Genomic DNA, 25,974 nt, shown 5'->3' with positions numbered 1-25,974 from the left:
TCATGGCTGGTAAAAAAGAATCTACATTTATAAATATGGTTCTGGTGTTGCTTATTGTAACACTGGTTGCCTCAGCTGCTTTAGGTGGACTTTACGAGTTAACCAAAGAGCCTATCGCCGCTGCTAAATTGGCTAAGAAATTAAAAGCGATTAAGGAAGTAGTTCCTGAATTTGATAACAACCCAAGCGAGGAAATGTATTCTGTTGAGATGCCAACAGGCGACCTTTTGGAATTCTATCCTGCTAAAAAAGGAGACGAATTGGTCGGCACAGCCGTTAAAACATTCACAACCAATGGTTTTTCCGGATACATCTGGATCATGGTGGGTTTCAAACCTGATGGAACAATCAACAACTACTCTGTCTTGGAACACAAGGAAACTCCTGGTTTGGGAACCAAAATGGCAGATTGGTTTAAACCTACCGATCCTGCTAAAGCAAAAGCTAGCGTCATCAATAAAAATCCTGGTAAAACCAACTTCACTGTAAGCAAAGATGGTGGTGATATTGATGCAATCACAGCTGCTACAATTAGCTCCAGAGCTTTCCTTGATGCAGTTCAAACTGCATATAAAGAGTATAACAAGAAAATGGAGGGAGGAAATAAATAATGACACACAAAGAAAATTTTCTAAAAGGTTTTTTCAAAGAAAACGCCGTATTCACATTACTTTTAGGGATGTGTCCTACTTTAGGGGTTACCTCATCTGCCATCAATGGTTTGGGTATGGGATTGGCTACAACTTTTGTACTAATCATGTCAAACCTTGTTATTTCATTGGTAAGTTCACAAATTCCTGATAAGGTAAAGATTCCATCATTCATTGTAATCATTGCATCCTTTGTAACCATGGTTGACTTGGTGATGGCGGGTTATGTACCTGCTCTACACGAGCAATTGGGGGTATTCATTCCTTTGATTGTTGTGAACTGTGTTGTATTGGGACGTGCTGAAGCTTTTGCATCAAAGAACAAACTGGTTCCTTCAATTATAGATGGAGTTAGTATGGGATTGGGTTTTGCTATGGCATTAACCATGCTAGGTGCAATTCGTGAATTTTTTGGTTCGGGAAAAATGTTTGGAGTAACATTGTTCAACGAAACCTATGGAATGTTAGTATTCGTATTGGCACCTGGTGCTTTTATCGCATTAGGATACTTAATTGCATTTATTAACCGAGTAAGAAAAGCATAAGGAGAATCATCATGGAATTTATTGTAATTATAATATCAGCAATCTTCGTTAACAACGTAGTATTGATGCAATTCCTTGGAATTTGTCCTTTCCTTGGAGTATCGAAGAAAGTATCTACAGCGGTAGGTATGACAGGAGCAGTTACTTTTGTGATGATTCTGGCAACTATCGTAACTTATTTAATACAACATTATATCCTTAATCCATACGGAATTGGATTCATGCAAACCATTTCTTTCATTTTGGTTATTGCATCCCTTGTACAATTGGTTGAGATTATTTTGAAAAAAGTAAGTCCTGCATTGTACCAGGCATTAGGTGTTTTCTTGCCTCTTATCACTACCAACTGTGCTATTTTAGGTGTGGCTATCATGACCATTCAGAAAGACTACAACCTGCTTGAAGCTGTGGTTTTCTCAGGAGCATCGGCAATTGGTTTTGGTTTGGCATTGGTATTGTTTGCCGGATTGAGAGAACACTTAGACTTGGTTGAACTACCAAAAGGAATAAAAGGAACCCCAGCCGCGCTAATTGTAGCTGGATTATTGGCAATGGCCTTTATGGGATTCTCTGGAATCGTATAAATCAAAATACAATTGATTATATTTCATAGGCAGCTCAAAATGAGCTGCTTTTTTTGTTGCATAAATTTCCCTCTACGTAAGCAATAATAGCACCTTTATCAAAAATCTTGTGTAAATCCATAAGAATAACTAACTTAGGAATGGAAGTCGCTCAAATGTGACCATAATCAACCACTAATTACACACTAAATACAGGCGAAGCTAAATGCTTAATAAGTTAAAATTTCGTACTAGAGTGCTTGCCGGATTCGGACTTATTCTACTGTTTACGGTATCATTTTTCGTCCTCTCTATTTTCCAAGTAAAAAAACTTCGTTCAGAATCAGAATTTATTTATAATCACGCCTATACAGTAAGCAATAGTATTCGAGATATCAATACGCACATTCAAATCATGGAGAGTGCTATGAAAGATGTCTTGCTTGCTACCACTCAGGAGGAGTTCGATCAAGCAATTGACACCATTAACCTATATCACCTTAAGGTGGAAGCTGAATTTGACATTGTCTATAATAATTTTTTAGGCAATGGAAGAGATGTTGGTGAAGCCCACCGTGCCTTTATGGATTGGGAAGATATCAGAAATCAAATTATCGATTTAAAAGTTAGTGGCAAAGAACTTACAGCAAAGAAAATGGTTGATGGCATGGCAGCAAACCATTTGAATAAGCTTAAGGAAAAAACCAAAGTGCTGACTGATTTTGCAGAAAACAAAGCTGATTCCAGCTATAAAGAAGCATCGGAAATGCATAACGCCACGTTGTTTTGGTTTACGATTATATCGGTGATAATTGTACTGTTTTGTATCGCTATTACCTATGTAATTTCAGATAGTATCTCCCGACCAATTAAGAATTATATTTACAAAGCTCAAGCCATTTATCAAGGACAAGGTCATGGCTCGGTAAAAAGAATTAGCGAGGAAAGCTTATTAAACCATTCTATCACTGAATTAACCGAAACCTATACCAAACTTCAGAATGAAATATTGGAGCGTGAGAAAGGCGAACAAACCATTCGCGAACAATATCAGGAAATTCATGATTATTCAGAACAATTAAGATCATTTAATGAAAAACTGGAAGAAAGGGTTAAAGAAAGAACTACTGCCCTTGCAACAAGTGAAGAAAAGTATAGAAATCTAATTAATGGCAGTACTGATATCATTTTGGTAAACGAATATTTAGGTGATGGTTCTTCCAAGTTGATCGAAGCAAATGATACAGCCTGCATATTACTGGGCTATTCTCGTGAGGAATTGCTGCAACTTACGCTTCACGATTTCATTGAAAATTTAGATAATGACTACATTGTAGATTCTATAAAAAGACTTACTCGCGAAAAGCAATTTACCAGTGAACAAATGTTTATTTCCAAGTATGGTAAAAAAACACCGATGGAAACAGTGAATCAACTGGTAACCTTACAGGGAAAGCATGTAATTCTTTCCACTGCGCGTGATATCACCGAAAGAAAGAATGCTCAGCAGGCAATTATTTCCAGCGAACGCAGATTGAAGAAGATGATTCACAAGTCACCTCTTCCTATTGTAATTACTGATGAAAATAACGATATCGAATTCTTTAATGATAAGTTTATTGAGCAGTTTGGCTATAGCTTAAATGACATTCGAACTTCTGAAGAGTGGTATGCGAAGTGTTATCCTGATGAAGAATACAGAAAAACTGTTATTACCAGTTGGGAAAAAGCCACCGAAAAGGCAAAGCAGGACAATACGGATATCGAGAAACAAGAATTTCACATTAGCACTAAAAATGGAGATCAAAGACATTGTGAATTCTTCATGGTCCCTTTCGATACCTCTTCCATGATTATCATTAATGATATTACTCCTATCATTAATTCGCAAAGTGAATTGGTAAAAGCTAAGGAGAAAGCCGAAGAAAGTGATCGTTTAAAGTCTGCATTCCTTGCGAACATGTCACACGAAATCAGAACCCCAATGAATGGGATAATTGGTTTTGCCGACATGCTTAGAAAGCCTGGAAAAACCGATGAACAACAAAATGTATACATCGACATCATTTACAAAAGTTCAAATCAGTTATTGAAAATTATCAATGATATTCTTGACATTTCGAAACTGGATGCCGGACAAACCATTATCAAGGAAACTCAATGCTCGATAAATTCAATTTTAGATGATTTGCATCTGCAATTCAGCAAAGAGAATATTGCTGATGATGAAATTGAATTTAGAGTTATTAAATCATTGCCAAACGAAAAAACTCTGGTAGTAACCGAAGAAAGAAAACTGAGACAGGTGCTTTCTAACCTTCTGAATAACGCATTTAAGTTCACCTCATCAGGATCCATTGAGTTTGGTTATAAGCTTTTAAAAGACAATCTCCTGGAGTTCTATGTGAAAGATACTGGTATTGGTATTCAAAAAGAGAAACAAGATATCATCTTTGAACGCTTCCGTCAGGTTGAAGAATCCTTTACCCGTAAATATGGCGGAACAGGTCTTGGTTTGGCCATTTCGAAAGGTTTTGTAGAGTTAATGGGTGGAAAAATAAGAATGGCAACTGTGGAAGACAAAGGAACAACATTCTTCTTTACCATTCCTTATAAACCAGTAGATACCGATAATGTTCCAGTTAAAAAGATCCCTAAGAAAAAAGATTACAAATGGGATGATAAGCTGATTTTGGTAGTAGAAGACGACGAAACCAACTACAAATATATCGAAGCAGCTTTAAAACCAACAAAGGTTAAAATTCTACATACCATATCAGGGAACAAGGCAATTGAATTAAGCCTACGAAACCCAACCATCAACTTGGTTTTAATGGATCTGCGTTTACCTGATATCAATGGCTTGGAAGCTACACAATCCATCAAAAAGATGCGTGATAACCTTCCTATTATCGCACAAACGGCAAATGCTTTCAGAGAAGATAAGAACAAGAGTATTGAAGCAGGTTGCGACGACTTTATTGCAAAACCATTTGATGAAAAGAAATTACTGGAAACCATTAACAAATACTTCAAAAAGAAAAAGAAACTTAATGTATGATGTATTAAGTTATTGAAACAATTGCTCTTTTTTGGTAAGCAATTTCCATGTAATGATGTTTTAACTACTATTACAACGACGTTTTAATAAGTATTGTAGCATCATTTCAATTACTATTAAAAAGACATTTTAATTGGTGTTAGTATTACGTTACCGTCGTAACCACTATTACGTCGTCTTCACAACTAGGCTTGCGTTACCAACAAGCCTATGCACTCTTAGGCAAAGAGTGTATATACTCGTCACCTCAGTAATCATGCACTCTTAGAATCAGAGTGTATGTACTCTTTATCTCAGTAATTCTTCCCAGTGTATTATTAAAATAATTCTACCATTATTATATCTGATATACTCCCTAAAACTCCACAACACTGGTACGTTTTTGAAAACCTAATACCAGACCAGTTGAATAACACAAAAATCACTACAAATAGTTAGTCATATAAATGGCAATCTTCATTAGTTTTGCTGCCGCAATTTTAAACGATATTTACAAACACAGCTTAAAAATGAACTCAAAGAACATTACAATTATTGGAGGAGGAAATTTGGGATCCTCTATTGCAAAAGGATTAGTTCAAAGCGGTTTATTAAAACCTGAACAAATTACGGTTACCAACCTTGAATTGCATTTAATTCAGCATCTAAAAGATGAAATAGGTGTGAATATTACAACCAATAACCTTGAGGCAATTAATAATTCGCAAATTGTTATTGTTGCAGTAAAACCAACTGTTGCAAGAACACTTCTGAACGATATTAAAGAACCTTTACAAAAAGGCAAACAAGTTTTGATTTCGGTTATCTCAGGAATTAAAATTCAAGATCTTGAAGATATCTTAACGGATGTTCCTGTAATTAGAGCTATGCCAAATACTGCAATTGCCATTCAAGAGTCGATGACTGCATTGTCTTTTAACGAAAAAGGATTAGAGCATAAAGATGAAGTTGTTGAAATTTTCGATCAGCTTGGAGCAACCATGATTATCCCAGAATCACAAATGCCAGCTGCAACGGTTTTGGCTTCTTGCGGTATTGCTTTTGCATTAAGGTTTATGAGAGCTGCTTCGCAAGGAGGAATCGAGATCGGACTTTCTTCTAAGCAATCATTAGAAGTGGCTGCACAAATCATGAAAGGCGCTTCAAAATTGATCATCGAAAATGGAACTCACCCTGAACCAGAAATCGACAAGGTAACTACTCCGCTAGGAGTGACCATTAAATCATTAAATAAAATGGAGCATGAAGGATTTAGTTCTTCTCTTGTTCAAGGAGTGGTTAGTGGTCATAAAAAAATCTTAGAAACCGAATCATAAGAACTCAATAATTACAGCTCATTACTAACATATTTTATATAGTGCGGTAGTGAGCTGTTTTCCATTTAATAGTACTGTTCCCAAAGGTTCGCAATCACCATCAAAATATTGGTTCTCTTTCAACTCATTAATCAGGTTACCCGATACCAAAAGCTTGGATTGATAGGAATTGCATAGGCCCTGAATACGTGATGCCGTATTAATTGCATCTCCATGATAGGCAATTTCGGACTTTAATTCTCCCACTTCAGCAACCATAACCTTTCCAGAATGCACTCCCGCCTTAAAGACAGGAATAATTCCATATTCCTTTTGATAATAGTCACTTTTATTATGCAGTTCTTCCATAAAATCAAAGAACACTTGCAGACATCTGTTGTTTTTCAATCCGTCTTTCAGTTTCCAGGTCAGTACCACTTCATCACCAACAAACTGGTAAATTTGAGCCTTGTTTTTCTCTATGGAAGAAGAAATATCTTTAAAACAATCCTGAATTAATCTGCTGTACTTAAAGTGTCCCAATTGCTCAGCATAATAGGTTGATGATTTTAAATCCATAAACAAAAACACTCTCTCCTCTTCCTTGGGTTTATAATATCTTCCCAGCAAGAACTTCAAAAGCACTCCTTTCCCTAAGCGCTTATCTATTTCGAAAAAGATCTCAATTAAAGATCCTACAATAAAGAAATAAGCTAAAATGGAATAAAACATCTGTGAGTTATAAAGATCCAATAGCTGTTGAAAACTATTTGGAAACTCTTCAAAAATGAAAATATCACTTAAGTGATATATCAAATAGATCAATAAATAGGCACTTAATACATTGACGCAAAAAGAAAGTAAAATCGTTAATGAGAAACGAGAAAGAAATTTTAGAATATAGCGTGATATCTTAAAAATTACCCCCCAAATAATACCTGCGAACAAACCCGACCAAAATACATTGTTTAAATTAGCTATTCTTGAAACTGACATGACATTGTTTTCATCGACCTGAAAAGTGGTTAAAAAGAAAAATGCCACAATCCAAGTAAGAATTATAGTTCCAAAATAAGTTATGGTCTTATAAATATGTCGCGACAACTTATTTTCCATTATTGCAATTGATATAAGTTACCAAATCATTTATTTGCTCTTTGGTATTAATCACATAGTCATCATTTACTTTTAAACAAAACAAGTGTGTTTTTATAATTTGCATATTGGTTTTTGAGGGATTTTTTAAACTTCTTATCGCCTCTTCATAAAGCAAATCTCTATCTTTCATCTGTTTAAATTTTTCTTTTATTTGTAAGATGAAACCTGCAATGAATATTAACACTCGATTCCAATTCGAGATTAAAATTCATGTTCGTTTCATATTTATATGATTTATTAAAGTAAGAGAGGATGAATTACAAAGTTGAGAGAACCACCAATCAACAACATCCTACGTGTAATTCATACCTCTCTCTTCCCACTATTTTAGTCTGCTAATTCTCCAATTGCTTTTAGGAAACCTGATTCTTTTAGTTTAAAATTGATTTTCGCATCAATTAGTTCGGTATGTGCGTGCTGCCAAAACGCTTGAGCATCCAGCATTTCTGTAGCATTGGCCAAACCTTCATAAAAACTATTCTTGGTTATGGAAACATTCTCTTCAGCCTGACTCATTGATATTTCAGCCAATTTCTTTTGCTCGTATGCCTCCTGTAAATTGAAATAAGCTTGTTGTACTTCAAGGCTAACCAAATCCTTTGTCCTGTCTAATTGTAGCTCTCGTTGCTTTGTCTGATATTTTTTTGCCGCTACCTTATGCTTTCTTTCATTCCAGTGGAAAATAGGGACCTTTAAACTTGCCTGCACAGACAAGTTTTGGCGTGAATCCATCAAATTTTCAATTTTACTTGTATAACCATAAGAAGCTCCAACACCCAATTGAGGCAAATAATCGGCAAGTGTACTTTTTTCCTCTTGTTTATCGATTTCCACCTGCTTTCCAAGCATCAAAATTTCAGGTCTTTGTTGCATTGCCTTCTGAATAAAGTTGGTTTCAACATGTTTATTCTCAACCGAAATAATTGTATCTGAAGCTGTTATTTCGCTTTTTAAATCTCTACCAATTACCTGACACAATGCCATTCGCGAAAGTACATGAGCATTTTTAATTCTGAACAAATCCAATTTTGCCTGGTTTAACTGTACTTGAGCCTTTAACAATTCATTTTTAGTAGTCAACTCCAAATCAAAGGCATTTTTTAAATCAGTTACCAACTGATTCAACATTTCTACATACTTTTCAGCCACTTTTACTCTTTCCCTTACCGATACAAGATTCCAGTATGCTTCATCGGTTTCAAGAATTACTTCAGAAGCTTCTAATTGGCGATTGAATACAGATAAATCGGAACCCAACTTTGCCATATTGTAATTGCTTCTTACTTTACCTCCAGCATAGATTGGCTGACTTAAGATCAAGTTTGCAGAATAGTAATCAATATTCCCCATTTCAAGATTTAGACCAGGAAAATAAACATCACTGGTGCCTGTAAAGTTTCCCAACTTTGCTTCATCCAAACTATTAGCCGTTTTTAGAAAAAATCCTGGTAAGGAAATATCATCTATATCATGCAAATAATTATAGTTACCTTCTGCACTAAGGTTAGGCAAGAAATGGGTAAATGCAAACTTTACATTCGATTGACTTTCTGAAATTAACTCGTCAGCAATCTTAATTCTCTGGTTATATTCCAAGGCCAGCTTTCTACTTTCCTGAAGGGATAATATCTCCTGCCCGATTCCCTGAAATGATATCAGGGAAACAGCAAGAATTGTATATATTTTGAATTTTAATAATTTCATGAAAAGTGTATTATAAATCAATAACTTCTTTAGTATTTATGCGATAGAATACCGCATACAATACTGGAACAACAATTAATGTAATAATTGATCCTATCAATAATCCGAACATAATAGCAACCGCCATTCCTCCAAACAGCTCATCAGGAATTAAAGGAATCATACCTAAAATGGTCGTAAAGGATGCCATAATTACCGGACGCATTCTGGATACTGCTGAGTCTATAATCGCTGTTAACGCATCTTTCCCTTCACTTATATCCAGGTTAATCTGATCGAGCAGAACTACTGCATTTTTAATCATCATTCCCATTAGCCCAAGTGTTCCAAGTACTGCCATAAATCCAAATGGCTTCCCTGTTAACCATAAACCATAACTAACACCGATAAATGCCAACGGTAGAATTGTTAAAATAATAATTGGCTGTCGGAAGTTATTAAACAACATCATGATAATAATTACCATTAATAAGAATGCCAATGGTAAAAATTTCGCTATGTTTTCATTTGCATCAGCACTGTTTTTATGCTCGCCCAACCATTCTAAATCATAACCTTCAGGCAATGGAATCGCTTCAATTTTTTCGTGAACTTTATTAAAAACATCAGGAGCGTTGTATCCAGGAGCAGGATCGCACTGTGCCTTAATGGCTCTGCGTCGATCATATCTTTTGATTACAGGATCTTCAAACTCGATGTCAATATCAGAAACAACTTGGCGCAATGGAATACTTTGAGGTTTAGCTCCCCAAACTGGCGTATTTTCAAGAGATTCAACATACTTATCTTTTTCAACTGTTGTTTTTAAATAGATAGGTAAAATATCATCTGCTTTTCTGAATACTCCAATTGCCAATCCATTGGTAGCACAAGCCAAAGCATTAGAAACATCGGAACGATTGATTCCTGTTACTCGCGATTGTGCCTGAGAAAAACGAGGGTTCCAAACTTTCACTTGATTTTTCCAATTGTTGGTAACCTTCACAGCTGTTGGTTCTTCCTCCATAATTTTCTCTGCCTTTTCCGACAACTCTCTTAAAACTTTTGGATCCGGACCAGAAAATTTAGCCTCAATCATTGATTCTGTAGAAATAGGAGAATAATATCTTACTCTTGCTCTAGCCCAAGAATAATTCTCATCTAAAAATTCTTGTAACTCAGCACCAAATCGAACTGTAGTTTCATAATCTTTAGTGTCGATTACCAACTCCCCATAGTTTGCATGACTATTGTTAAAAGGTCTAACCAAAGTATAGCGAGCAGGTGTTGAACCCAAACTGGTAGTAACATTAAGCACATCTTCCTGTTTAAGCAAATAGGCTTCCAGGTCATTCAAATCACTCTCTACTGTTTCAATATCCGAACCTTCAGGCAACCAATATTCAACAATAAATTGATTGTACTCAAGATTAGGCATAAACAATTGTTTCACATACTTAAACACAAAAACAGAGGAAAAGAACATCAACACTGTTACTGATAAAATCATGGTTTTGTGTCGAAGAGAATATTTTACAAAGTGACGAAACTTCTGATAAAATTTCCCGGCATAAGGATCCGTTTGTTCATCTTCACTTTCTTGTTTCTCATATTTTTTGCCCCTTAAAAACAGATCGCAAAAATATGGAGTTTGTGTTAGTGCTAAAATCCAACTAAGAAATAATGAAATTGCTACTACCTGGAACAAGCTAGCACAAAACTCTCCAGTACTATCTGGCGAAAGATAAATTGGAAGAAATGCAAGAATTGCAACTATCGTAGCCCCCAATAAGGGCATTGCAGTTTGTTTTGATGTTCGGCTCATAGCTTCATCGCGTTTCAAGCCTTTTTTCAGATCCACCAAAATTCCATCGGCAATTACAATTGCATTGTCCACCAGCATACCCATTGCAATGATTATGGCTGCAAGACTTACACGTTGTAATGTAATGTCTACACTTAACATTACGATGAATGTTCCTAAAATAGTGAATATCAAACCACTTCCGATTAAAAGTCCGGTTCGGAAACCCATAGCCAATAACAACACAAATACTACAATTACAACTGATTCAATCAGATTTATCATGAATTGCTCAATGGCTACACTAACACGTTCTGGTTGATAAAAGATACGATTGATGCTGATACCAACTGGAACATTAGTCTTTAGCTCATCAATCCTATTCTGAACTCTTTCTCCTAATTCGATCACATTGCCACCTTTTTCCATTGCAATAGTAAGTCCAATGGCAGGAACTTGATTGTACTTCATTTTACTCGTAAATGGTCGTACGTAATCTTCCTTTATCTGAGCAATATCTTTTAAAAAAATTGGGTTTTGATCGTTTGCCGAAATCAAGATGTTCTTTAAGTCATCCAATTCGTGGAAACTTCCATCTGAAGCAATTCGAATTCTATCTCCACCAACTTTCAAGCTTCCAGGATTTACCATACTATTCTGCTGATTCAGGATCTGAATAACATGCGCTGGATGTATCCCCAAGTATGCCATTTTCTCTTGCGAAAGCTCAATGTTAATACTGGTTTTCTGTTCACCGAAAAGATTAATTCTTTTTACTCCATCAACCAAAAGCAATTCTCTTTTCATGTATCGGGCATAATCTTGTAACTCTTCTCCCGAGTATCCATCACCACTTAATGCCAGAAATATCCCATATACATCGCCAAAATCATCTACAACCATTGGTTTTGATGTACCCTGGGGTAAAGCTGGAGTGATATCATTAACCTTCCTTCTAAGTACATCCCACAATTGAGGTAATTCCTTGCTCTTAACTGATTTCTTAATATTAACTGTGATTTCGGAATATCCAGCCATGGACCGCGATTCGATATCATCGATATTATCCATTGCCTGTATGGCCGTTTCCAAAACATCCGTTACACGAAGTTCGACTTCATGTGGCGATGCACCTGGATATTGAGTAATTACCAGTGCAGATTTTACACTAATTTCTGCATCTTCAAGTTTTCCCATCTTGAAAAATGAAAAAACCCCACCTATAGTCAATGCGATTAGTACAAACAGCAATACTTTTCGCTGTTTTAATACTACTTCTGTAAAATTCATAATTGACCTCCTACATTGGTATTAGACTTCTTTACCAACATTTTTACTTTTTGACCTTCGCGCAAGGAGTGAACTCCAGCTGCAACAATCATTTCACCATTGGAAATTCCCTTGCTCAAATTCACCATTCCGTTAGAATCAAACCCCAACATTTTAACTTCTCTTTGTTGCACACATTTCTTTGAGGTATCGAAAATCCAAACGTAAGATTTGCCTTCATCACTAAACACTGATTCTACCGGCACCTTATAATTTTCTTCTCCGTCAGCTTTTATAAAGACTGTTACGCTAGCCACCATTCCCGGAACAACTTGCTTATTATTGGCATCAAGTTTCAATCTCATTTTAAAGAAATTATCACCATTAGGTTTCCTTTCAATATCAATTAAGCTAAGGTCAAACTCGGTATTCTTGAAATTATCAAACTTACATGTGAAAGAATCAAATGAATTTCTAATCAGGAAATCGTTCTCACTTAAGGCAACAGTAACTTCCAAATTATTTAAATCTAAAATTGAAACGATAGGTTGTCCCGCAGCTATTTTTTCGAAGTTTTCCACAAACATTCCCTGTATGTAACCTGTAAAAGGAGCATGAATTTTGGTATCTCTTAATGCATTTTCTGCCGCTTCTTTTTGTGCTTTGGCTAATTTATATGCCGCTTGCATCTGATCATAAATACTTTTCGAAGTGCTCTTTTTTTCATACAAAGCAGCATAACGTTCTGCCTGTAATTTCGCATTTTCATAATTGGCATTGGCGGACTCCAGATTTACTATAAAATCTCTCTTATCAAGTTCAGCGATAACTTCTCCTTGTTTAACGAACTGCCCCTGATCTACATTCAATTTAACCAACGATCCTGGTACCTGGAAAGCCAATCGCACTTCTCGGGATTCCTTCACAAAACCTGTAAAAACCTTCTTATTCAGCTCATCTACATTAGCATTCACCTTGTAAATCTTCACAGGCTGAATAAGCTCCTTCTTACTCTCTTTTTTGTCTTTACACGAAAAAAGACCTGCCGAAATAACAAACAGCAGAATTAAGACATTAGAAATTTTCATTATTTTCATTTTTAACACCATTTGAACCCATTGTGTTCATAGAGTTCATTTTTAAACAAAAAATATACGGAGTATAACTACTCCATCATTATTTAAATTACTTTTTGAACTTTAAAAGTCTACTCAGTTCATTTTTATCACAAAAATAAGAAGTATGAAACAATACTCCTTAAACTATAAATTATTTAATTCTAAATCTCTATTCCCATTCCCCTCAACATACATGTAAAAGATTCACGTAACCTTTCAATTGCTTCTTGTTCCGAATAATTACCCATAATATATATTTCATCTAGTGCAGTTAAAGCATCTATACAATAATCCACATTAATATCCTGTCTTATCAACCCCTTTTCTTGCCATTCATTGAGCTTATCAGAGACAATTTTTACTTCACATTCAAATCTATCATCAACCTCTTTTTCAATCAAAGGATATTCTTTATAGATCTGTTGATTAAGAATTTTTTGTGCTGAAATTGCATAATTTAAATAATTATCCAGAAATTCCTTAACGACTTCAACAGGATCGTCTTTCGTTTTATATGGCTCAAGAATCCGGAGCATATTAACATCTAAGATTTGAAAAGCAATTTGCCTAATTAAATCCTCCTTTGTTCCGATGATTTTATATAATGTAGCTTTCGCTAAACCACACTCCCTGGCAAGTTCAACCATATTTAAACCACGAAGCCCAAATTTCATCATCATCTCCATGGCAACATGTGTCACTCTCTCCTGAATTTCTATTTTGTCCGTTTTTGCCACAATTGAACTCTATTGGTATTTCTGGTACAAATATAGATGTTATTTTGAATTATAAATTCATTTTTAGTTTTTTTAACAATATTCACGAATTAAATTGAAGCTTAAATATTGTAGGACCTCCTTGTCTTGAAGTAAAAGTTAATGATCCTTTATGTAATTTCATTAATTGACGAGATAAACTCAAACCAACACCTGATCCATTCTCCTTGGTTGTAAAAAACGGTATAAAGATTTCTTCCCTATTTTCCTCAGATATACCACATCCATTATCTTCTATATCAATACTTGCCTTTTCCGTTTCACTTATCCGAATCTCTATTTGCTTATTATCACAAGTTCTTAATGCCTGAATTGAGTTGTTGATTAGATTTAATAATATTTGATCAAGCATTGCAGGATCAGCATTAACTACAACACCATCCTTGGGATGAACTACATTTACCTCTATGTTCTCGGATTGTAAATTTTCTTTCAACAATTTGAGTATTTGATTTACACGATCTACCAAATTGACAAGTTTAAATTTCGGCGATGGAAGAAGGGTTAAATCTCTAAAGCGACTCACAAAATCAACCATCCCAATGGTTCTCTCCTCTATTATTTCCAGGCCGGTCACCACATCATCACTTTCTTCTTGATTAATTTGCCCTCCCTCTTGTTTTCTATTTTTAAAAATTTCTGATATTGTTCCAATAGAGGAATTTATTGGACTCAGCGAATTCATAATTTCATGCGTAAGAACTCTTATCAACTTCTGCCAGGCATCCAGTTCTTTTTCATCAAGTTCCTGCTGAATATTTTGAAAGGAAACCAATTTTATTTCCTGTCCACTTAATTTTAATTTGGTTGCTTTTATTGCAAGTTGAACCAATTCATTGTTTCTATGGAGAGAAATTAACCGTTTTTGTAAAGGTTCAATTTCCTGAATCTCAGTACTTAGTCCTTCTTGAATTCTATCCAAATCCTCAATCCTATACAGGTGAATTCTATTGAAGATATCTTGCGCTGCCTTATTAAAGAGTAATACTTTTCCATTCGAATCAATAGAAATAAGTCCTATGGCAACATGTTCCACCAAAGCCCTAAAATACTGATCTTGATTCTGATTCTTAATTTTAATCCCAAGTATGTCCTTATTGATCAGATCAAATTGTTTGTATAGGTTACGATATTCCTTTGTTCGATTTGAGCCAAATTTTACGCTTGTATCGCTATTTCTAACTGTACTAAAGAAATGTTCTAAATCGCGATTAACTTTATTCAACCTTCGAATAAATAATATAATCTGTACTATTAGCAATACAACCAAGTTAACAAGGAGTACAATATCCCGATATTCATACCAGATAAATGCCAACATTAAACTGTTTGCCAATATTCCGAGTACTCTTACAATTACAACAATATACAGTCGACGATAGATCATTTTATTAGTGTAAAATATTATACTTCTCAATTTTGCGATATAAAGTTTGGCGACCAATGTTTAACTCCTTAGCCACCTGACTAATATTACCCCGATTTCTTTTTAATGAATTCTCAATGATCACACGCTCGCCTTCTTCCAAACTTATTGGTTTTGTACCAAAACCAAGCTGAGTATCCTTTTGTTCCAGTTGAAAATCATCAGCAAATAAAACTTCAGAATCTACTAAAATAATAGCTCGCTCCATACAATGACGCAATTCTCGAATATTACCAGGCCATGAATAATTAACAAGTTTCTCCTTTGCATCAGGATGAATTACTGGTAATTTTTTTCCATACTTTTTAGAAAATTGCTTCAAAAAAAACTCCCCAATTATCAATACATCATTTCCCCTATCTCGTAAAGGTGGTAACTCAATGGTAATGGTATTGATTCTGTATAATAAATCCTCTCTAAAACTATCAGTCGATATCAATTTCTGAATATTTGCGTTTGTAGCACAAATCAATCTTACATCAATTTCATCTTGCTGATTTGAGCCAATGGGTGTAACAACTCTATTCTGTAATACTGATAAAAGTTTGGCTTGCATTGGCATGGATAAATTTCCTATTTCATCTAAAAAAATTGTTCCCTTATTGGCTGCCTGAAACCTTCCTATTCTATCCTCTTTTGCATCCGTAAACGATCCTTTTACATGTCCAAACAATTCACTTTCAAATAAATTATCACTCAAAGCTCCTAAATCAACTCCTAAAAAGATGTTCTTTTTTCTACTCGACAATTGATGAATTTCTCTGGCGATTAATTCTTTTCCTGTTCCATTTTCTCCCAGTATTAAGATATTGGCTTCTGTTGCAGCAACTTTTTTAACCGTATTTAAAACCTCTTTAATGGCATCCGATTCTCCAATAATATTTACAAACTGTTGATTTAAATCTTTTTGCAGATAGTTCTTTTGTTGCTCCAGTTTTTCTACTTGCACTCTAGTTCGATGCAACTCAACACCACTTTGCAGTGTTGCCAACAATTTTTTATTGTCCCATGGCTTTAAAATAAAATCTGTTGCTCCCTCTTTCATCGCATTAACTGCTAAATTTACATCGCCATATGCTGTAAATAAGATTACTACCAACGAAGTATCCAGCTTCAAAATTTCACGCAACCAATATAATCCTTCATTCCCAGAATTCACTCCAGCCGAAAAATTCATATCCAACAGTACAACATCATACTTGTCCTTTGTAACCAAACCTGGTATCTGATTGGGATTAGAACAAGTATCCAACAATTCAAAATGATGTTTAAGAAAGAGCTTTAAAGAACTTAAAACACTTTTATTGTCATCAACTATTAGGAGCTTACCATTTTTTTTCATTATGAAATAATTATAATATGCGTATCATTCATCTCGGATAAAAATAATACAAAACATTATATTCAGATAAAGTATTGTTCCATTTTGGTACATCTACTGGATGATTTTGAAACAGTTTAAATTTACCTCAAACACAATAACACCTCTTTCATTCTCTTTTACTTTTAGTTACAACTTTTGGCACAAGTATAGCTATAAGCAAAACAAACCCAATAAATACAGACAATCATGATACAAACATCCAATTTAAGTAAAGTTTTCAGAACTGAAGAAGTAGAAACTTTAGCTTTATCGAATATTAATTTACACATAAAAAAAGGCGAATTTGTTGCCATTATGGGACCTTCAGGTTGCGGCAAATCAACTTTACTAAACATTATCGGTTTGCTTGATAATCCTTCAGCCGGCAATTTTAGATTTCTTGAAAATGAAGTTGCGCATTATACAGAAAAACAAAGAACTAAATTGAGAAAATCCAACATTGGTTTTGTTTTTCAGAGTTTTAATTTGATTGATGAACTTAGTGTTTACGAAAATGTTGAATTGCCTTTGGTATATCAAAAAGTACCTGCATCAGAACGAAAAAGAAAAGTTGCAGAAGTTCTAAAACGGGTACAACTTGATCATAGAAGTAAACATTTTCCACAACAATTATCGGGTGGACAACAACAAAGAGTGGCAATTGCAAGAGCTGTAGTTTCGAATCCTAATTTAATTTTAGCCGATGAGCCAACCGGAAATCTTGATTCAGCAAATGGTAGAGAAGTTATGGACTTGCTATCCGAATTAAATCAGGAAGGCACCACAATTGTAATGGTTACTCACTCGAGCAGCGACGCAGAAAGAGCAAGCAGAATCGTACAACTATTCGATGGCCATATTGTTAGCGAAAATCACAAAAAACAAGTTACTAAAGCAGTCCAAGCTGAAATCCTTTAAACCAATCAATCATGATTATTAACAATCTTAAAATTGCATATCGAAATCTGATCCGAAATAAAGGATACAGTTTTATCAACATCGTAGGTTTGGCTATTGGTATGGCATGTACCATATTGCTATTGCTTTGGGTAAATCATGAAATGAATTACGATACATTTCATAATGATGCTGAACGAGTGTATCAGGTAGGAAACTATCAGACCTGGAATGGCAAGCGAAATGCAATGCCCAATTTGCCAACCCCATTAATTGATGCCTTAAAAGAAAAATATCCAGAAATAAAATATGCTACACATTTTAATGCTTGGGGAGAAAATTTACTTCTTGAATACAATGGTAAAAAGCAATATGAAAGTATAAAAAGTGCTGATCCCGATTTTTTCAAAATTTTCAATTTTCCTTTGGTACAAGGAAATATGGAAACCTGTTTGAATGATATTAATTCTTTGGTTCTAACAGAAAAATCAGCGAAACGAATATTTGGGAATGAAAACCCTATTGGCAAAACCGTTAACATTGATAATAGACAACCTCTAACAGTTACTGCAGTTGTTAAGGATATCCCAAGTAATTCATCAATAAAGTTTGAGTTGTTAATGCCATTCGAGTTGATGAGAAAGGCAAATCCCTGGTATGAAAATTGGGGTTCGCATAATTATTTTGGATATGCAAAAATTGCTGAGGGAACTGATATTGGCATTCTAAACGAAAAATTAGATCAATTTTATATCGATCATGTTGATAAGGAAAGTGATAAATACGCCTTCTTATTTCCATTGCTTAAAAGACACCTGTACTACCTTGATGGTTCACCAACCAAAATTACCCAGGTTAAGATGTTCTTCATGATTGCCATTTTTATCCTGATTATTGCTTGTTTCAATTTTATGAATCTTTCTACTGCGCGTGCAGCTAAAAGAGCCAAAGAAATTGGTCTAAAAAAAGCAATTGGAGCTACTTATCCGCAATTGATCAAGCAGTTTATTGGGGAATCATTACTAATCACAATCATATCAGCAAACTTCGCAATCATTCTAGCACACCTTTTCTTACCACAATTCAATTCTTTAATGAGCAGAAACCTTATTCTGGATTATTCATCTATAGAATTTTGGTTGATTATTCTGGGAGTTACCTTGGTGACGGGATTAGTTGCCGGAGCATATCCTGCCTTTTACCTGTCTTCCTTTAATCCAATCATGGTATTAAAAGGTACATTTTCAGGAGGAAAAGGAAGCAATCGCTTTAGAAGAATTCTGGTAGTAATTCAGTTTATATTGGCATCATCTCTATTGATTTGCACCTTAACCATTGTTTTACAAACCAGGTATTTATCTAATATGGATATTGGTTTAAACAAAGACAATGTGATCTCGATTAATATCAATCAACAGATGCAAAAAAAGATTGAGACGATAAAAAGTGAATTGATGAGAAGTACATTTGTCGAAAATGTCTCCTATGGTTCACATATTCCGTACTCCGTTTTTTCAAATGGATGGGGTGAAAATTGGGAAGGTAAAGATCCTGAATTTAAGCCTTTGATAACTTATCCTTATGTAGATGCAGAATTCTTTGATGTTTTTAAAGTAAAATTTCACTCAGGAAGACCTTTTAATGCGGATAATCCTGCTGCAGATTCCAGTTGTGTGATTATCAATGAAAAATTTGCCAGAATGATTTCTGACGAATCGGTAATTGATAAAACGATTCGTACTGGAAATAACCAGGATTCAAGAATTATTGGTGTTGTTAAAGATTACCATTGTACGCCAAACACTCGCAAATTACAACCGTTTATGCTTCGCTTATGCGACGACCCAAGATTCTTGTTTGTACGATATGTTGAAGGAAATGCAACAAAAGCAGTTCAGGAAATTCAGGAAATTTGCAATAAATACAATCCAGAATTTCCATTGATTTATAATTTCCTTGACGATCATTACGACAACTTGTATGTAAGTCAAAGAGCTACAATCAGCACTTTACTATACGCATCAATATTGGCAATTATAGTTTCCTGTCTTGGACTTTTTGGCTTGGCTTCGTTTAATGCAGAAGAAAGAACTAAAGAGATTGGTGTTCGTAAGGTTCTTGGTGCAACAATGAATCAATTGATTCTTATTTTCAGTAAAGATTTCAGCAAATGGATTCTAATTGCCTCAATAATTTCATGGCCAATAACCTATTTTGCTATGGAAGAGTGGTTCCTTAATTATCCTTTCAGAATTGATTTCCCATACTGGTTGTTTATTGCTGTGTTTATGCTTCTTACTGTTATATCAACCATAACCGTAGCATATCAATCCTGGAAATCTGCGACAAAGAATCCAGTTGTAAGTTTAAAGTACGAGTAAATTTAACCCAATACCTATATACAAACACAAAAAACCACCTTGGAAATTACTTCCTTGGTGGTTTTATTTATTACTTCTTCTTACAAATCGATTACTTCTTTCTACTTACGCATTACTTCTTGCTACAGATCGATTACTTCTTTCTACTTACACATTACTTCTTGTTACAGATCGAGTACTTCCTCCTACTTACACATTACTTCTTGCTACAAATCGAGTACTTCCTTCTACTTTAAGCTTCCTTATTCGTTAATTTTGGCAGAATAAAGATCGGTAGCTTTACCTTCTAAGCAACATTGCTTCGTAAGTTTTTACCAACTTCTCAAAATCAGGATAAACCTCTCTCCCATTCTTTATGGTTTGATTTTCCAAAAGTTTTTTCAGCTTGTTTTTTCCTCCTTTATTCAACAAAAACTCAATAAAAGCAGCTCCAACCGGATAACTTAAATTGCGCTCATACTTCGTAGGATCTTCCCATAATTCAAGAAGCGAAAATTCCTCTTTGGGTACTCTTTTTCTGGCAATGGCAAAAAGATTTTTGTCCATGGTATCGAAATATACAGCCAAACCTTTATCCAAAAGCATACTTTTATACTTTGGTTTTAACACCATTTGGCTTAGCATATGGCACAACTCGTAATCATCTTCCTGCTGATCCCAAACATTCACAATACACAGATCTGAATTATAAAATCCCAAAGGTTGATCAAGCTTGCGAAAAGCCTCATTCCTATCATGCCAAACAAACACATCTACTTTTTTGGGAGAATCGATTCCATAAAATGATGCCATCCTATTATAATTTACTTTTAGGCGCTCCATATAAGCATCGGCATTTTGTGATTTTTGCCTATCCTGAAAATGAAATCTTATTTTTTCGGATTCAACCACTTCCCAAGTTTGATAATAAACTCCTGTTTGAAACAAATTTAAGTATCGGTATGCATATCTACTTGCCTCTTTGGAAACTCTGTCATTCTGACATTCTTTTAGATAAGTAATGGCCTTTTGTTTTTCGCCAGTTACAAAATAACATTTGGCCAGATAAGCCTTACTAAGAGCCTTAATTTCTTCGCTGGCAGAATCACTTAGCATGGATTTCTCAAGATATGGAATTGCCTTGGTAAATTGCTTTGAATTGGTATAGGCTCTACCCAAAATCGAATTTAGAACAGGATCAGAGTCATTCTCTACCAATAGAGTTTGAGCTTTTTCAATCAACTGATCGTATTTTCCTTTTGAATACAATTTTTTCAATTCTTTATTCTGACTCATTGAGCCAAACTGCATCAGAACTAAAATTAGGGCTAGTAGAATTTTATTCATGGTACTAATGTTTTAAGGCTTGACAATTTAACGGATTATTTTGATTGATAAAATAGCCATTAATTGTTTTCGCCTTCTTTGATCAATTATCATTCCAAAGGAGTCTTCCTGACAATTTATGAATTTTCATAAAAAAAGGCACTGAAAAATCAGCACCTCATTTTTTATAGAAAAAATAAGAAAGGAAGGACAATACCTATGGCAATTAACCATTTCCCTCTTCCTGTTATTCCTTTTTTTCCTGGAACCATAAAAATGCCTGAAAGTGCAAACAATAGCATGGCAACTGCAAATACATCAGCCATAAGAGTCCAACCCTTTTTGCTATTGTAATGAAGCTTATTCATAAAATAAACCCACTGCTTTTTCTCATACACTTCAAATTCCAATTCTCCACTCATAGGGTCGTATTTACCTAAACCACCCTTTAAATAAACATCGTAATTTTCGGAATTAGGAATAATTCTATTCAATTGATAATCTAGAAAATTATTCCCCCAATAAGATTTAAGTTGATCCGGACTTAAATTGGCTTCCAGTTTATAATTCTGTTTTATAGTACGGTAAGCTGGATCTTCTCCATTTTTTTTATGATTCAGAATGATTCCCGAAACCGCATAAATAATTGTTATTCCTACAAAAAAATAGCCCAAGTCACGATGAATCAACCTAAGCCATTTTCTCCAAAATTTCTTACTCCACAATTTCATAAGCTGTTCCGTCTACGTAGTAGATTGCATAGTAATCTTTATTGTTTTCTTTCATCCAGTCACGCATATCTTTAATGTTAGCCATTTCAGAACTGCAATGCTCACCTTTTCCTTCATCAACTTGTTTTGCTTTCACATCAGCTTCCCATTTGTCAATAGAACTGGTATCCAACCTCTTTTCTCTTAATGTTCCTGTTACAATAAGATCGTTACCAGCAAGTTCCCTTGCAAATCCCTCCAATTTACCAGTTGCTTCCACTCTAATCGATAATTTGCCATCGGCAGTTTTTAGAATACAACGTTTGCCTGAGTGAGCACAAACATGATTAACAGTACCTTGGAAGTAAACTTCTTTGCCAACATTATCAGCAGCAGTTTGCATTACTTGCTCAATTGATAAAGCAGTTTGTTTGATTTGAGAAAGCTTTTTCTCTCCAGATTTTTCCTTCTGAACTGAATTACATGACAACATCATAATACACATTGCCATTAAACCTAAGTATTTCATCTTTTTTTTGGATTTAGGATTAATTAGTTGTTTGATTTTGTTTATTTATAACAAACCTATTGCATATCTAATCATTATCCAAGCCTAATAACATTTTATTAACAAAATACTATTCATTTTTCTATTACTCTTTATATTTCTAACCAAAGGGGAAAGACATTTTTTCACTTCCACTAAAATTCGCGGAAAAATATCATTTATTCACACTAAAAAAGTAACCATTCACTAGGAAAACCGTATCATCACCGATGATTCAGAAAACTGAATCTTTTTTAACCCTAACATTTAAATTGAAAATGTTGAATTCTATATTAAACAAATAACTGACACAATCTATCACAAGCTTAATTTTTAGTCGATTGAAGAAGCCATAGTGTTTAATATTGAAAATAATGTAATGAAATTACACATAAAGGTTTAGTATTATTATCTGTAAAATGTCTTGAAAAAACCAATCAATATGTATCTTTGTTTTTTACGATAAAAGATAACGGAATAGGAATTTCGAAAGACGCACGGAAAAAACTATTTAAAGAATTTACTCAATCAGATAGTTCAACAAACCGGATATATGGAGACTCTGGACTAGGATTAGCAATTTCGAAGAATTTAACCAACTCTATGGAAGGTAAAATTAATTTGAAAAAGAGAACCAGGTGTTGATTCAGGGTTTATGTTTGAACTAAAATTTGGATACAAAGACAAGGAGGCGGATATGTTTAAAAATGAAGACGTGGAAATTCCAAGACAATTATCAATTCTTATAGCAGAAGACAACCCTATTAACCAAAAAGTTGCCGTTCTTACCTTGCGCCATATGGGCTTACATTGCGATGTAGCAAAAAATGGTTTAGAGGCATTTGAAATGCAAAAAGAAAATAACTACCAGGTTATATTGATGGACATGCAAATGCCTGTTCTAGATGGACTCAATGCTACTCAAAAAATACGAAATTTTGAGTCTGATCATCCTGAAATGGATAAAGCTTTTATTATAGCATTAACGGCAAATGCTTTTGTGGAAGATAAAAAAACATGTTTGGAAGCTGGAATGAATGACTTTATTAGCAAACCACTCAAAGAAGAAGCATTAAGAAAAATTCTAAGCCAAATTACCAAAAGCATTGCCTAAAGAATTGAGTAAAATAAATCTTCAGTAATTAATATAGAAATTCCTAATATTTCAGGAAGTTGTGTATCTGAAATACAGCTACAATTTTAGGGATTACTCCAAAGCTCATGTAAAGAGCGGATTATTACACAGAATATCTGCTGGTCGCTTAACGCCATCCCGAACATGCAGAAAAAACTGCTTCGAAAGCATGAATTTTAATTCATTTTCACCTTAGTAATTTCTTGAATTTGGATCATTTTTTTTACGATATTTCGGACGAATTAAAAAGCGAAAAAATGCCAGTAACTGTAGAAATTAAAGCCCACTGTAAAAATCAAGATAAAATTCGTGAAATTTTAAACTCGAAGAATGCCGATTTTAAAGGAGTTGATCATCAAATTGACACCTATTTCCATGCCAAATCGGGACGCTTAAAATTGCGAGAGGGAGAAATTGAAAACAACCTAATTCACTATTTTCGTGAAGACCAAAAAGCTTCAAGAGAAAGTAAAGTGAACTTGTACCAAACCAAAGCTGGTTCTGCCTTAAAAAAAATACTTGAACAATCGATGGGCAGCAGATGTGTTGTCGATAAAAAAAGAGAAATCTACTTTATTGAGAACGTAAAATTTCATATTGATGATGTAAAAGGGCTTGGTAAGTTTGTTGAAATTGAAGCAATTGATCTGGATGGCAGTATTCCAAAAGAAAAGCTACAGGAACAATGCAATTTCTATATCAAGTTACTGGAAATAAATGCCAAGGATTTAATTTCCCAATCATATAGCGATTTGTTGGAACAGAATAGTTTATTCAATCAGATTCTAGTAGAAGAATAAATTTTTATTTACTAAAATCTTCTTTATTTAGTAACTTTAAGCAAGACTCTTAATAAAACAAAAATGCTCCAGTTCGAATTCGACATCAGAGATCATAAAATCAATAACAACGAAGCAAAAGGAAAACAGCTGGCGTTGGCCATTGCTTTTTTGGTTTCCGCAGTTTTGTTGTATGCTTTCAACCGTTATTTTAATTTTTTACCACATGGTAACTATCTGATTTTTGTTCTTGCAACTTTGGCTGTTTATTTTATCGGTTTGCTTCTGGGATGTAAAATCCTGTATCCCAAAGAGTATCTTACTATCAATTCAAGAAAACTGAAATACAAAACAGGTTGGAAGTCGAAAGAAATAAAAGTTTACCTGAAAGATATCAATGATATTAAAATCGAAAATCACAAAATGACCTTAAAACTAAAAAATAAAGAGGTGTTAATTCTTGATTTGACTCATTTTAATGATCATTCAATCTCGGTTTTGAAAAACTATCTAAATATTACGGAATAAAAAACGGAAGCCAATTGGCTTCCGTTTCTTGTTATATCATAAATGATCTGTATAATTATTTAATTGTCATTCTTGCAAATGGAGCCGTATCCTGACCAACAAATTCATTCTTTAAATATTTAAAATAGCCTGTAATCGCAATCATGGCTGCATTATCCAAAGAGTAACCCAATTGAGGCACATATACCTTCCAATTATATTTGGAAGCGGCTTCGTGAAGCGCATTTTGCAAACCTGAGTTTGCGGAAACTCCACCAGCAATAGCAACCTGCTTAATTCCAGTTTCACGAGCGGCTCTTTTAACCTTATTCATTAAAATATCAACAATCGTGTATTGTAAAGATGCACACAAATCATTCATATTATCCTGTACAAAGTTTGGATTTTCTTTCACTTTATCACGAATAAAGTAAAGGAAAGAAGTTTTCAAACCACTAAAGCTATAATCCAATCCCTGAATTTTAGGTCTGCTAAATTCAAACGCATGTGGATTTCCCTGTTTTGCATTCCTATCGATAATTGGACCTCCAGGATAAGGCAATCCCATAACCTTGGCACACTTATCAAAAGCCTCTCCTGCAGCATCATCAATAGTTTCACCAATTACTTCCATTTCCAAATGATCCTTTACAACAATAATCTGTGAGTTACCTCCAGAAACCAGCAATGCCAAAAATGGAAACTCAGGATGATCGTAAGTATTTTTTAAATCATCGATAAAATGAGCCAAAATATGAGCTTGCAAGTGATTTACCTCAATCAAAGGAATGTTCTTTGCCATCGCAAATCCTTTTGCAAATGAGGTGCCCACCATTAAAGAACCTAACAAACCAGGACCTCTTGTAAATGCCACCGCATCAATTTCATCGGCAGTAACCCCTGCTTTCTGCATAGCTTGATGCACAACAGGAATAATATTCTGTTGATGAGCACGAGAAGCCAATTCAGGCACTACCCCACCATAATCCATATGTACCGTTT

Annotated in this window: 23 protein-coding genes; 11 read left to right on the top strand and 12 right to left on the bottom strand. The window is 34.5% G+C overall.

The window, feature by feature from the left end:
* The first annotated feature begins 2 nt into the window (after positions 1 to 2).
* The 5 genes from ACKPCA_RS00115 (at position 3) to proC (ending at position 6,135) form a co-directional block, all read left to right on the top strand.
* Positions 3 to 611, top strand: coding sequence for an RnfABCDGE type electron transport complex subunit G (locus ACKPCA_RS00115; RefSeq protein WP_054714793.1), 609 nt, complete (start codon positions 3 to 5; stop codon positions 609 to 611).
* Positions 611 to 1,195, top strand: a complete 585-nt coding sequence (locus ACKPCA_RS00110; RefSeq protein ID WP_054714789.1) for an RnfABCDGE type electron transport complex subunit E — start codon at positions 611 to 613, stop codon at positions 1,193 to 1,195. The genes ACKPCA_RS00115 and ACKPCA_RS00110 overlap by 1 nt, the downstream gene beginning before the upstream one ends.
* A gap of 11 nt (positions 1,196 to 1,206) precedes the next feature.
* Entirely contained in the window at positions 1,207 to 1,779 is a 573-nt protein-coding gene (gene rsxA / locus ACKPCA_RS00105; protein WP_054714787.1) for an electron transport complex subunit RsxA, read from the top strand.
* A 205-nt stretch (positions 1,780 to 1,984) separates the two neighbouring features.
* A complete protein-coding gene (locus ACKPCA_RS00100) occupies positions 1,985 to 4,819 on the top strand; it encodes a PAS domain S-box protein (RefSeq protein ID WP_321280611.1) in 2,835 nt (944 codons plus the stop codon).
* Positions 4,820 to 5,328: 509 nt separating this feature from the next.
* Positions 5,329 to 6,135 (top strand): pyrroline-5-carboxylate reductase, encoded by an 807-nt coding sequence (gene proC / locus ACKPCA_RS00095; RefSeq protein WP_054714781.1) that lies wholly within the window; start codon positions 5,329 to 5,331, stop codon positions 6,133 to 6,135.
* A gap of 24 nt (positions 6,136 to 6,159) precedes the next feature.
* Here proC and ACKPCA_RS00090 read toward each other — a convergent pair whose 3' ends face one another.
* The 8 genes from ACKPCA_RS00090 to ACKPCA_RS00055 form a co-directional block, all read right to left on the bottom strand.
* Positions 6,160 to 7,110: an adenylate/guanylate cyclase domain-containing protein gene (locus tag ACKPCA_RS00090; RefSeq protein ID WP_321280608.1), complete on the bottom strand. Its 951-nt coding sequence runs from the start codon at positions 7,108 to 7,110 to the stop codon at positions 6,160 to 6,162.
* A gap of 109 nt (positions 7,111 to 7,219) precedes the next feature.
* Positions 7,220 to 7,402, bottom strand: coding sequence for a hypothetical protein (locus ACKPCA_RS00085; RefSeq protein WP_157471262.1), 183 nt, complete (start codon positions 7,400 to 7,402; stop codon positions 7,220 to 7,222).
* A 197-nt stretch (positions 7,403 to 7,599) separates the two neighbouring features.
* On the bottom strand, positions 7,600 to 8,976 hold the full coding sequence (locus tag ACKPCA_RS00080) for a TolC family protein (protein ID WP_321280607.1): 1,377 nt from the start codon (positions 8,974 to 8,976) through the stop codon (positions 7,600 to 7,602).
* Positions 8,977 to 8,986: 10 nt separating this feature from the next.
* The gene (locus tag ACKPCA_RS00075) at positions 8,987 to 12,049 is read right to left on the bottom strand and encodes an efflux RND transporter permease subunit (RefSeq protein WP_321280606.1); all 3,063 of its coding nucleotides are present in this window, start codon (positions 12,047 to 12,049) and stop codon (positions 8,987 to 8,989) included.
* Positions 12,046 to 13,116, bottom strand: a complete 1,071-nt coding sequence (locus ACKPCA_RS00070) for an efflux RND transporter periplasmic adaptor subunit (RefSeq protein WP_321280605.1) — start codon at positions 13,114 to 13,116, stop codon at positions 12,046 to 12,048. The genes ACKPCA_RS00075 and ACKPCA_RS00070 overlap by 4 nt, the downstream gene beginning before the upstream one ends.
* A gap of 191 nt (positions 13,117 to 13,307) precedes the next feature.
* On the bottom strand, positions 13,308 to 13,883 hold the full coding sequence (locus tag ACKPCA_RS00065; protein ID WP_321280604.1) for a TetR/AcrR family transcriptional regulator: 576 nt from the start codon (positions 13,881 to 13,883) through the stop codon (positions 13,308 to 13,310).
* Positions 13,884 to 13,965: 82 nt separating this feature from the next.
* Positions 13,966 to 15,309 (bottom strand): sensor histidine kinase, encoded by a 1,344-nt coding sequence (locus ACKPCA_RS00060; RefSeq protein WP_321280603.1) that lies wholly within the window; start codon positions 15,307 to 15,309, stop codon positions 13,966 to 13,968.
* Positions 15,310 to 15,313: 4 nt separating this feature from the next.
* A complete protein-coding gene (locus ACKPCA_RS00055) occupies positions 15,314 to 16,690 on the bottom strand; it encodes a sigma-54-dependent transcriptional regulator (protein ID WP_321280602.1) in 1,377 nt (458 codons plus the stop codon).
* Between the two features lie 228 nt (positions 16,691 to 16,918).
* On the opposite strand from ACKPCA_RS00055, the gene ACKPCA_RS00050 reads away from it, so the two are divergent.
* Both ACKPCA_RS00050 and ACKPCA_RS00045 read left to right on the top strand, forming a co-directional pair.
* Positions 16,919 to 17,629 carry an ABC transporter ATP-binding protein gene (locus ACKPCA_RS00050; RefSeq protein ID WP_054714752.1) on the top strand — a complete coding sequence of 237 codons (711 nt, stop codon included), beginning with the start codon at positions 16,919 to 16,921 and terminating at the stop codon, positions 17,627 to 17,629.
* Positions 17,630 to 17,640: 11 nt separating this feature from the next.
* On the top strand, positions 17,641 to 19,989 hold the full coding sequence (locus tag ACKPCA_RS00045; protein ID WP_321280601.1) for an ABC transporter permease: 2,349 nt from the start codon (positions 17,641 to 17,643) through the stop codon (positions 19,987 to 19,989).
* A gap of 279 nt (positions 19,990 to 20,268) precedes the next feature.
* Here the strand turns inward: ACKPCA_RS00045 and ACKPCA_RS00040 are convergent, their stop codons facing one another.
* The 3 genes from ACKPCA_RS00040 to ACKPCA_RS00030 form a co-directional block, all read right to left on the bottom strand.
* Positions 20,269 to 21,315, bottom strand: coding sequence for a hypothetical protein (locus ACKPCA_RS00040; protein ID WP_321280600.1), 1,047 nt, complete (start codon positions 21,313 to 21,315; stop codon positions 20,269 to 20,271).
* Positions 21,316 to 21,479: 164 nt separating this feature from the next.
* Positions 21,480 to 22,025, bottom strand: a complete 546-nt coding sequence (locus ACKPCA_RS00035) for a PepSY-associated TM helix domain-containing protein (protein WP_054714743.1) — start codon at positions 22,023 to 22,025, stop codon at positions 21,480 to 21,482.
* Entirely contained in the window at positions 22,009 to 22,533 is a 525-nt protein-coding gene (locus ACKPCA_RS00030; RefSeq protein ID WP_321280598.1) for a hypothetical protein, read from the bottom strand. Before ACKPCA_RS00030 ends, ACKPCA_RS00035 begins: the two co-directional genes overlap by 17 nt.
* A gap of 468 nt (positions 22,534 to 23,001) precedes the next feature.
* On the opposite strand from ACKPCA_RS00030, the gene ACKPCA_RS00025 reads away from it, so the two are divergent.
* The 4 genes from ACKPCA_RS00025 (at position 23,002) to ACKPCA_RS00010 (ending at position 24,993) form a co-directional block, all read left to right on the top strand.
* Positions 23,002 to 23,196, top strand: coding sequence for an ATP-binding protein (locus tag ACKPCA_RS00025; RefSeq protein ID WP_407660169.1), 195 nt, complete (start codon positions 23,002 to 23,004; stop codon positions 23,194 to 23,196).
* A 10-nt stretch (positions 23,197 to 23,206) separates the two neighbouring features.
* Positions 23,207 to 23,665, top strand: coding sequence for a response regulator (locus tag ACKPCA_RS00020; RefSeq protein WP_054714738.1), 459 nt, complete (start codon positions 23,207 to 23,209; stop codon positions 23,663 to 23,665).
* A gap of 278 nt (positions 23,666 to 23,943) precedes the next feature.
* Positions 23,944 to 24,486, top strand: a complete 543-nt coding sequence (locus ACKPCA_RS00015) for a class IV adenylate cyclase (RefSeq protein WP_321280595.1) — start codon at positions 23,944 to 23,946, stop codon at positions 24,484 to 24,486.
* A 63-nt stretch (positions 24,487 to 24,549) separates the two neighbouring features.
* On the top strand, positions 24,550 to 24,993 hold the full coding sequence (locus tag ACKPCA_RS00010) for a hypothetical protein (RefSeq protein WP_054714734.1): 444 nt from the start codon (positions 24,550 to 24,552) through the stop codon (positions 24,991 to 24,993).
* A gap of 55 nt (positions 24,994 to 25,048) precedes the next feature.
* Here ACKPCA_RS00010 and tsaD read toward each other — a convergent pair whose 3' ends face one another.
* Positions 25,049 to 25,963, bottom strand: coding sequence for a tRNA (adenosine(37)-N6)-threonylcarbamoyltransferase complex transferase subunit TsaD (tsaD, locus tag ACKPCA_RS00005; protein ID WP_321280593.1), 915 nt, complete (start codon positions 25,961 to 25,963; stop codon positions 25,049 to 25,051).
* Positions 25,964 to 25,974 lie beyond the last annotated feature (11 nt).

Origin of the sequence: Marinifilum fragile (assembly GCF_963677365.1) — a bacterium.
In the GTDB taxonomy this organism is placed as follows: Bacteria; Bacteroidota; Bacteroidia; order Bacteroidales; family Marinifilaceae; genus Marinifilum; species Marinifilum fragile.
Note: the sequence above shows the minus strand (reverse complement) of the source record. Positions and strands in the feature narration are given on the sequence as shown.

Excerpts from the sequence above, each read along its gene's own strand:
- ACKPCA_RS00115 (WP_054714793.1), top strand. The coding sequence starts at position 3 with ATGGCTGGTAAAAAAGAATCTACATTTATAAATATGGTTCTGGTGTTG.
- ACKPCA_RS00110 (WP_054714789.1), top strand. The coding sequence starts at position 611 with ATGACACACAAAGAAAATTTTCTAAAAGGTTTTTTCAAAGAAAACGCC.
- rsxA (WP_054714787.1), top strand. The coding sequence starts at position 1,207 with ATGGAATTTATTGTAATTATAATATCAGCAATCTTCGTTAACAACGTA.
- ACKPCA_RS00100 (WP_321280611.1), top strand. The coding sequence starts at position 1,985 with ATGCTTAATAAGTTAAAATTTCGTACTAGAGTGCTTGCCGGATTCGGA.
- proC (WP_054714781.1), top strand. The coding sequence starts at position 5,329 with ATGAACTCAAAGAACATTACAATTATTGGAGGAGGAAATTTGGGATCC.
- ACKPCA_RS00090 (WP_321280608.1), bottom strand. The coding sequence starts at position 7,110 with ATGTCAGTTTCAAGAATAGCTAATTTAAACAATGTATTTTGGTCGGGT.
- ACKPCA_RS00085 (WP_157471262.1), bottom strand. The coding sequence starts at position 7,402 with ATGAAAGATAGAGATTTGCTTTATGAAGAGGCGATAAGAAGTTTAAAA.
- ACKPCA_RS00080 (WP_321280607.1), bottom strand. The coding sequence starts at position 8,976 with ATGAAATTATTAAAATTCAAAATATATACAATTCTTGCTGTTTCCCTG.
- ACKPCA_RS00075 (WP_321280606.1), bottom strand. The coding sequence starts at position 12,049 with ATGAATTTTACAGAAGTAGTATTAAAACAGCGAAAAGTATTGCTGTTT.
- ACKPCA_RS00070 (WP_321280605.1), bottom strand. The coding sequence starts at position 13,116 with ATGAAAATTTCTAATGTCTTAATTCTGCTGTTTGTTATTTCGGCAGGT.
- ACKPCA_RS00060 (WP_321280603.1), bottom strand. The coding sequence starts at position 15,309 with ATGATCTATCGTCGACTGTATATTGTTGTAATTGTAAGAGTACTCGGA.
- ACKPCA_RS00055 (WP_321280602.1), bottom strand. The coding sequence starts at position 16,690 with ATGAAAAAAAATGGTAAGCTCCTAATAGTTGATGACAATAAAAGTGTT.
- ACKPCA_RS00050 (WP_054714752.1), top strand. The coding sequence starts at position 16,919 with ATGATACAAACATCCAATTTAAGTAAAGTTTTCAGAACTGAAGAAGTA.
- ACKPCA_RS00045 (WP_321280601.1), top strand. The coding sequence starts at position 17,641 with ATGATTATTAACAATCTTAAAATTGCATATCGAAATCTGATCCGAAAT.
- ACKPCA_RS00040 (WP_321280600.1), bottom strand. The coding sequence starts at position 21,315 with ATGAATAAAATTCTACTAGCCCTAATTTTAGTTCTGATGCAGTTTGGC.
- ACKPCA_RS00035 (WP_054714743.1), bottom strand. The coding sequence starts at position 22,025 with ATGAAATTGTGGAGTAAGAAATTTTGGAGAAAATGGCTTAGGTTGATT.
- ACKPCA_RS00030 (WP_321280598.1), bottom strand. The coding sequence starts at position 22,533 with ATGAAATACTTAGGTTTAATGGCAATGTGTATTATGATGTTGTCATGT.
- ACKPCA_RS00020 (WP_054714738.1), top strand. The coding sequence starts at position 23,207 with ATGTTTGAACTAAAATTTGGATACAAAGACAAGGAGGCGGATATGTTT.
- ACKPCA_RS00015 (WP_321280595.1), top strand. The coding sequence starts at position 23,944 with ATGCCAGTAACTGTAGAAATTAAAGCCCACTGTAAAAATCAAGATAAA.
- ACKPCA_RS00010 (WP_054714734.1), top strand. The coding sequence starts at position 24,550 with ATGCTCCAGTTCGAATTCGACATCAGAGATCATAAAATCAATAACAAC.
- tsaD (WP_321280593.1), bottom strand. The coding sequence starts at position 25,963 with ATGGATTATGGTGGGGTAGTGCCTGAATTGGCTTCTCGTGCTCATCAA.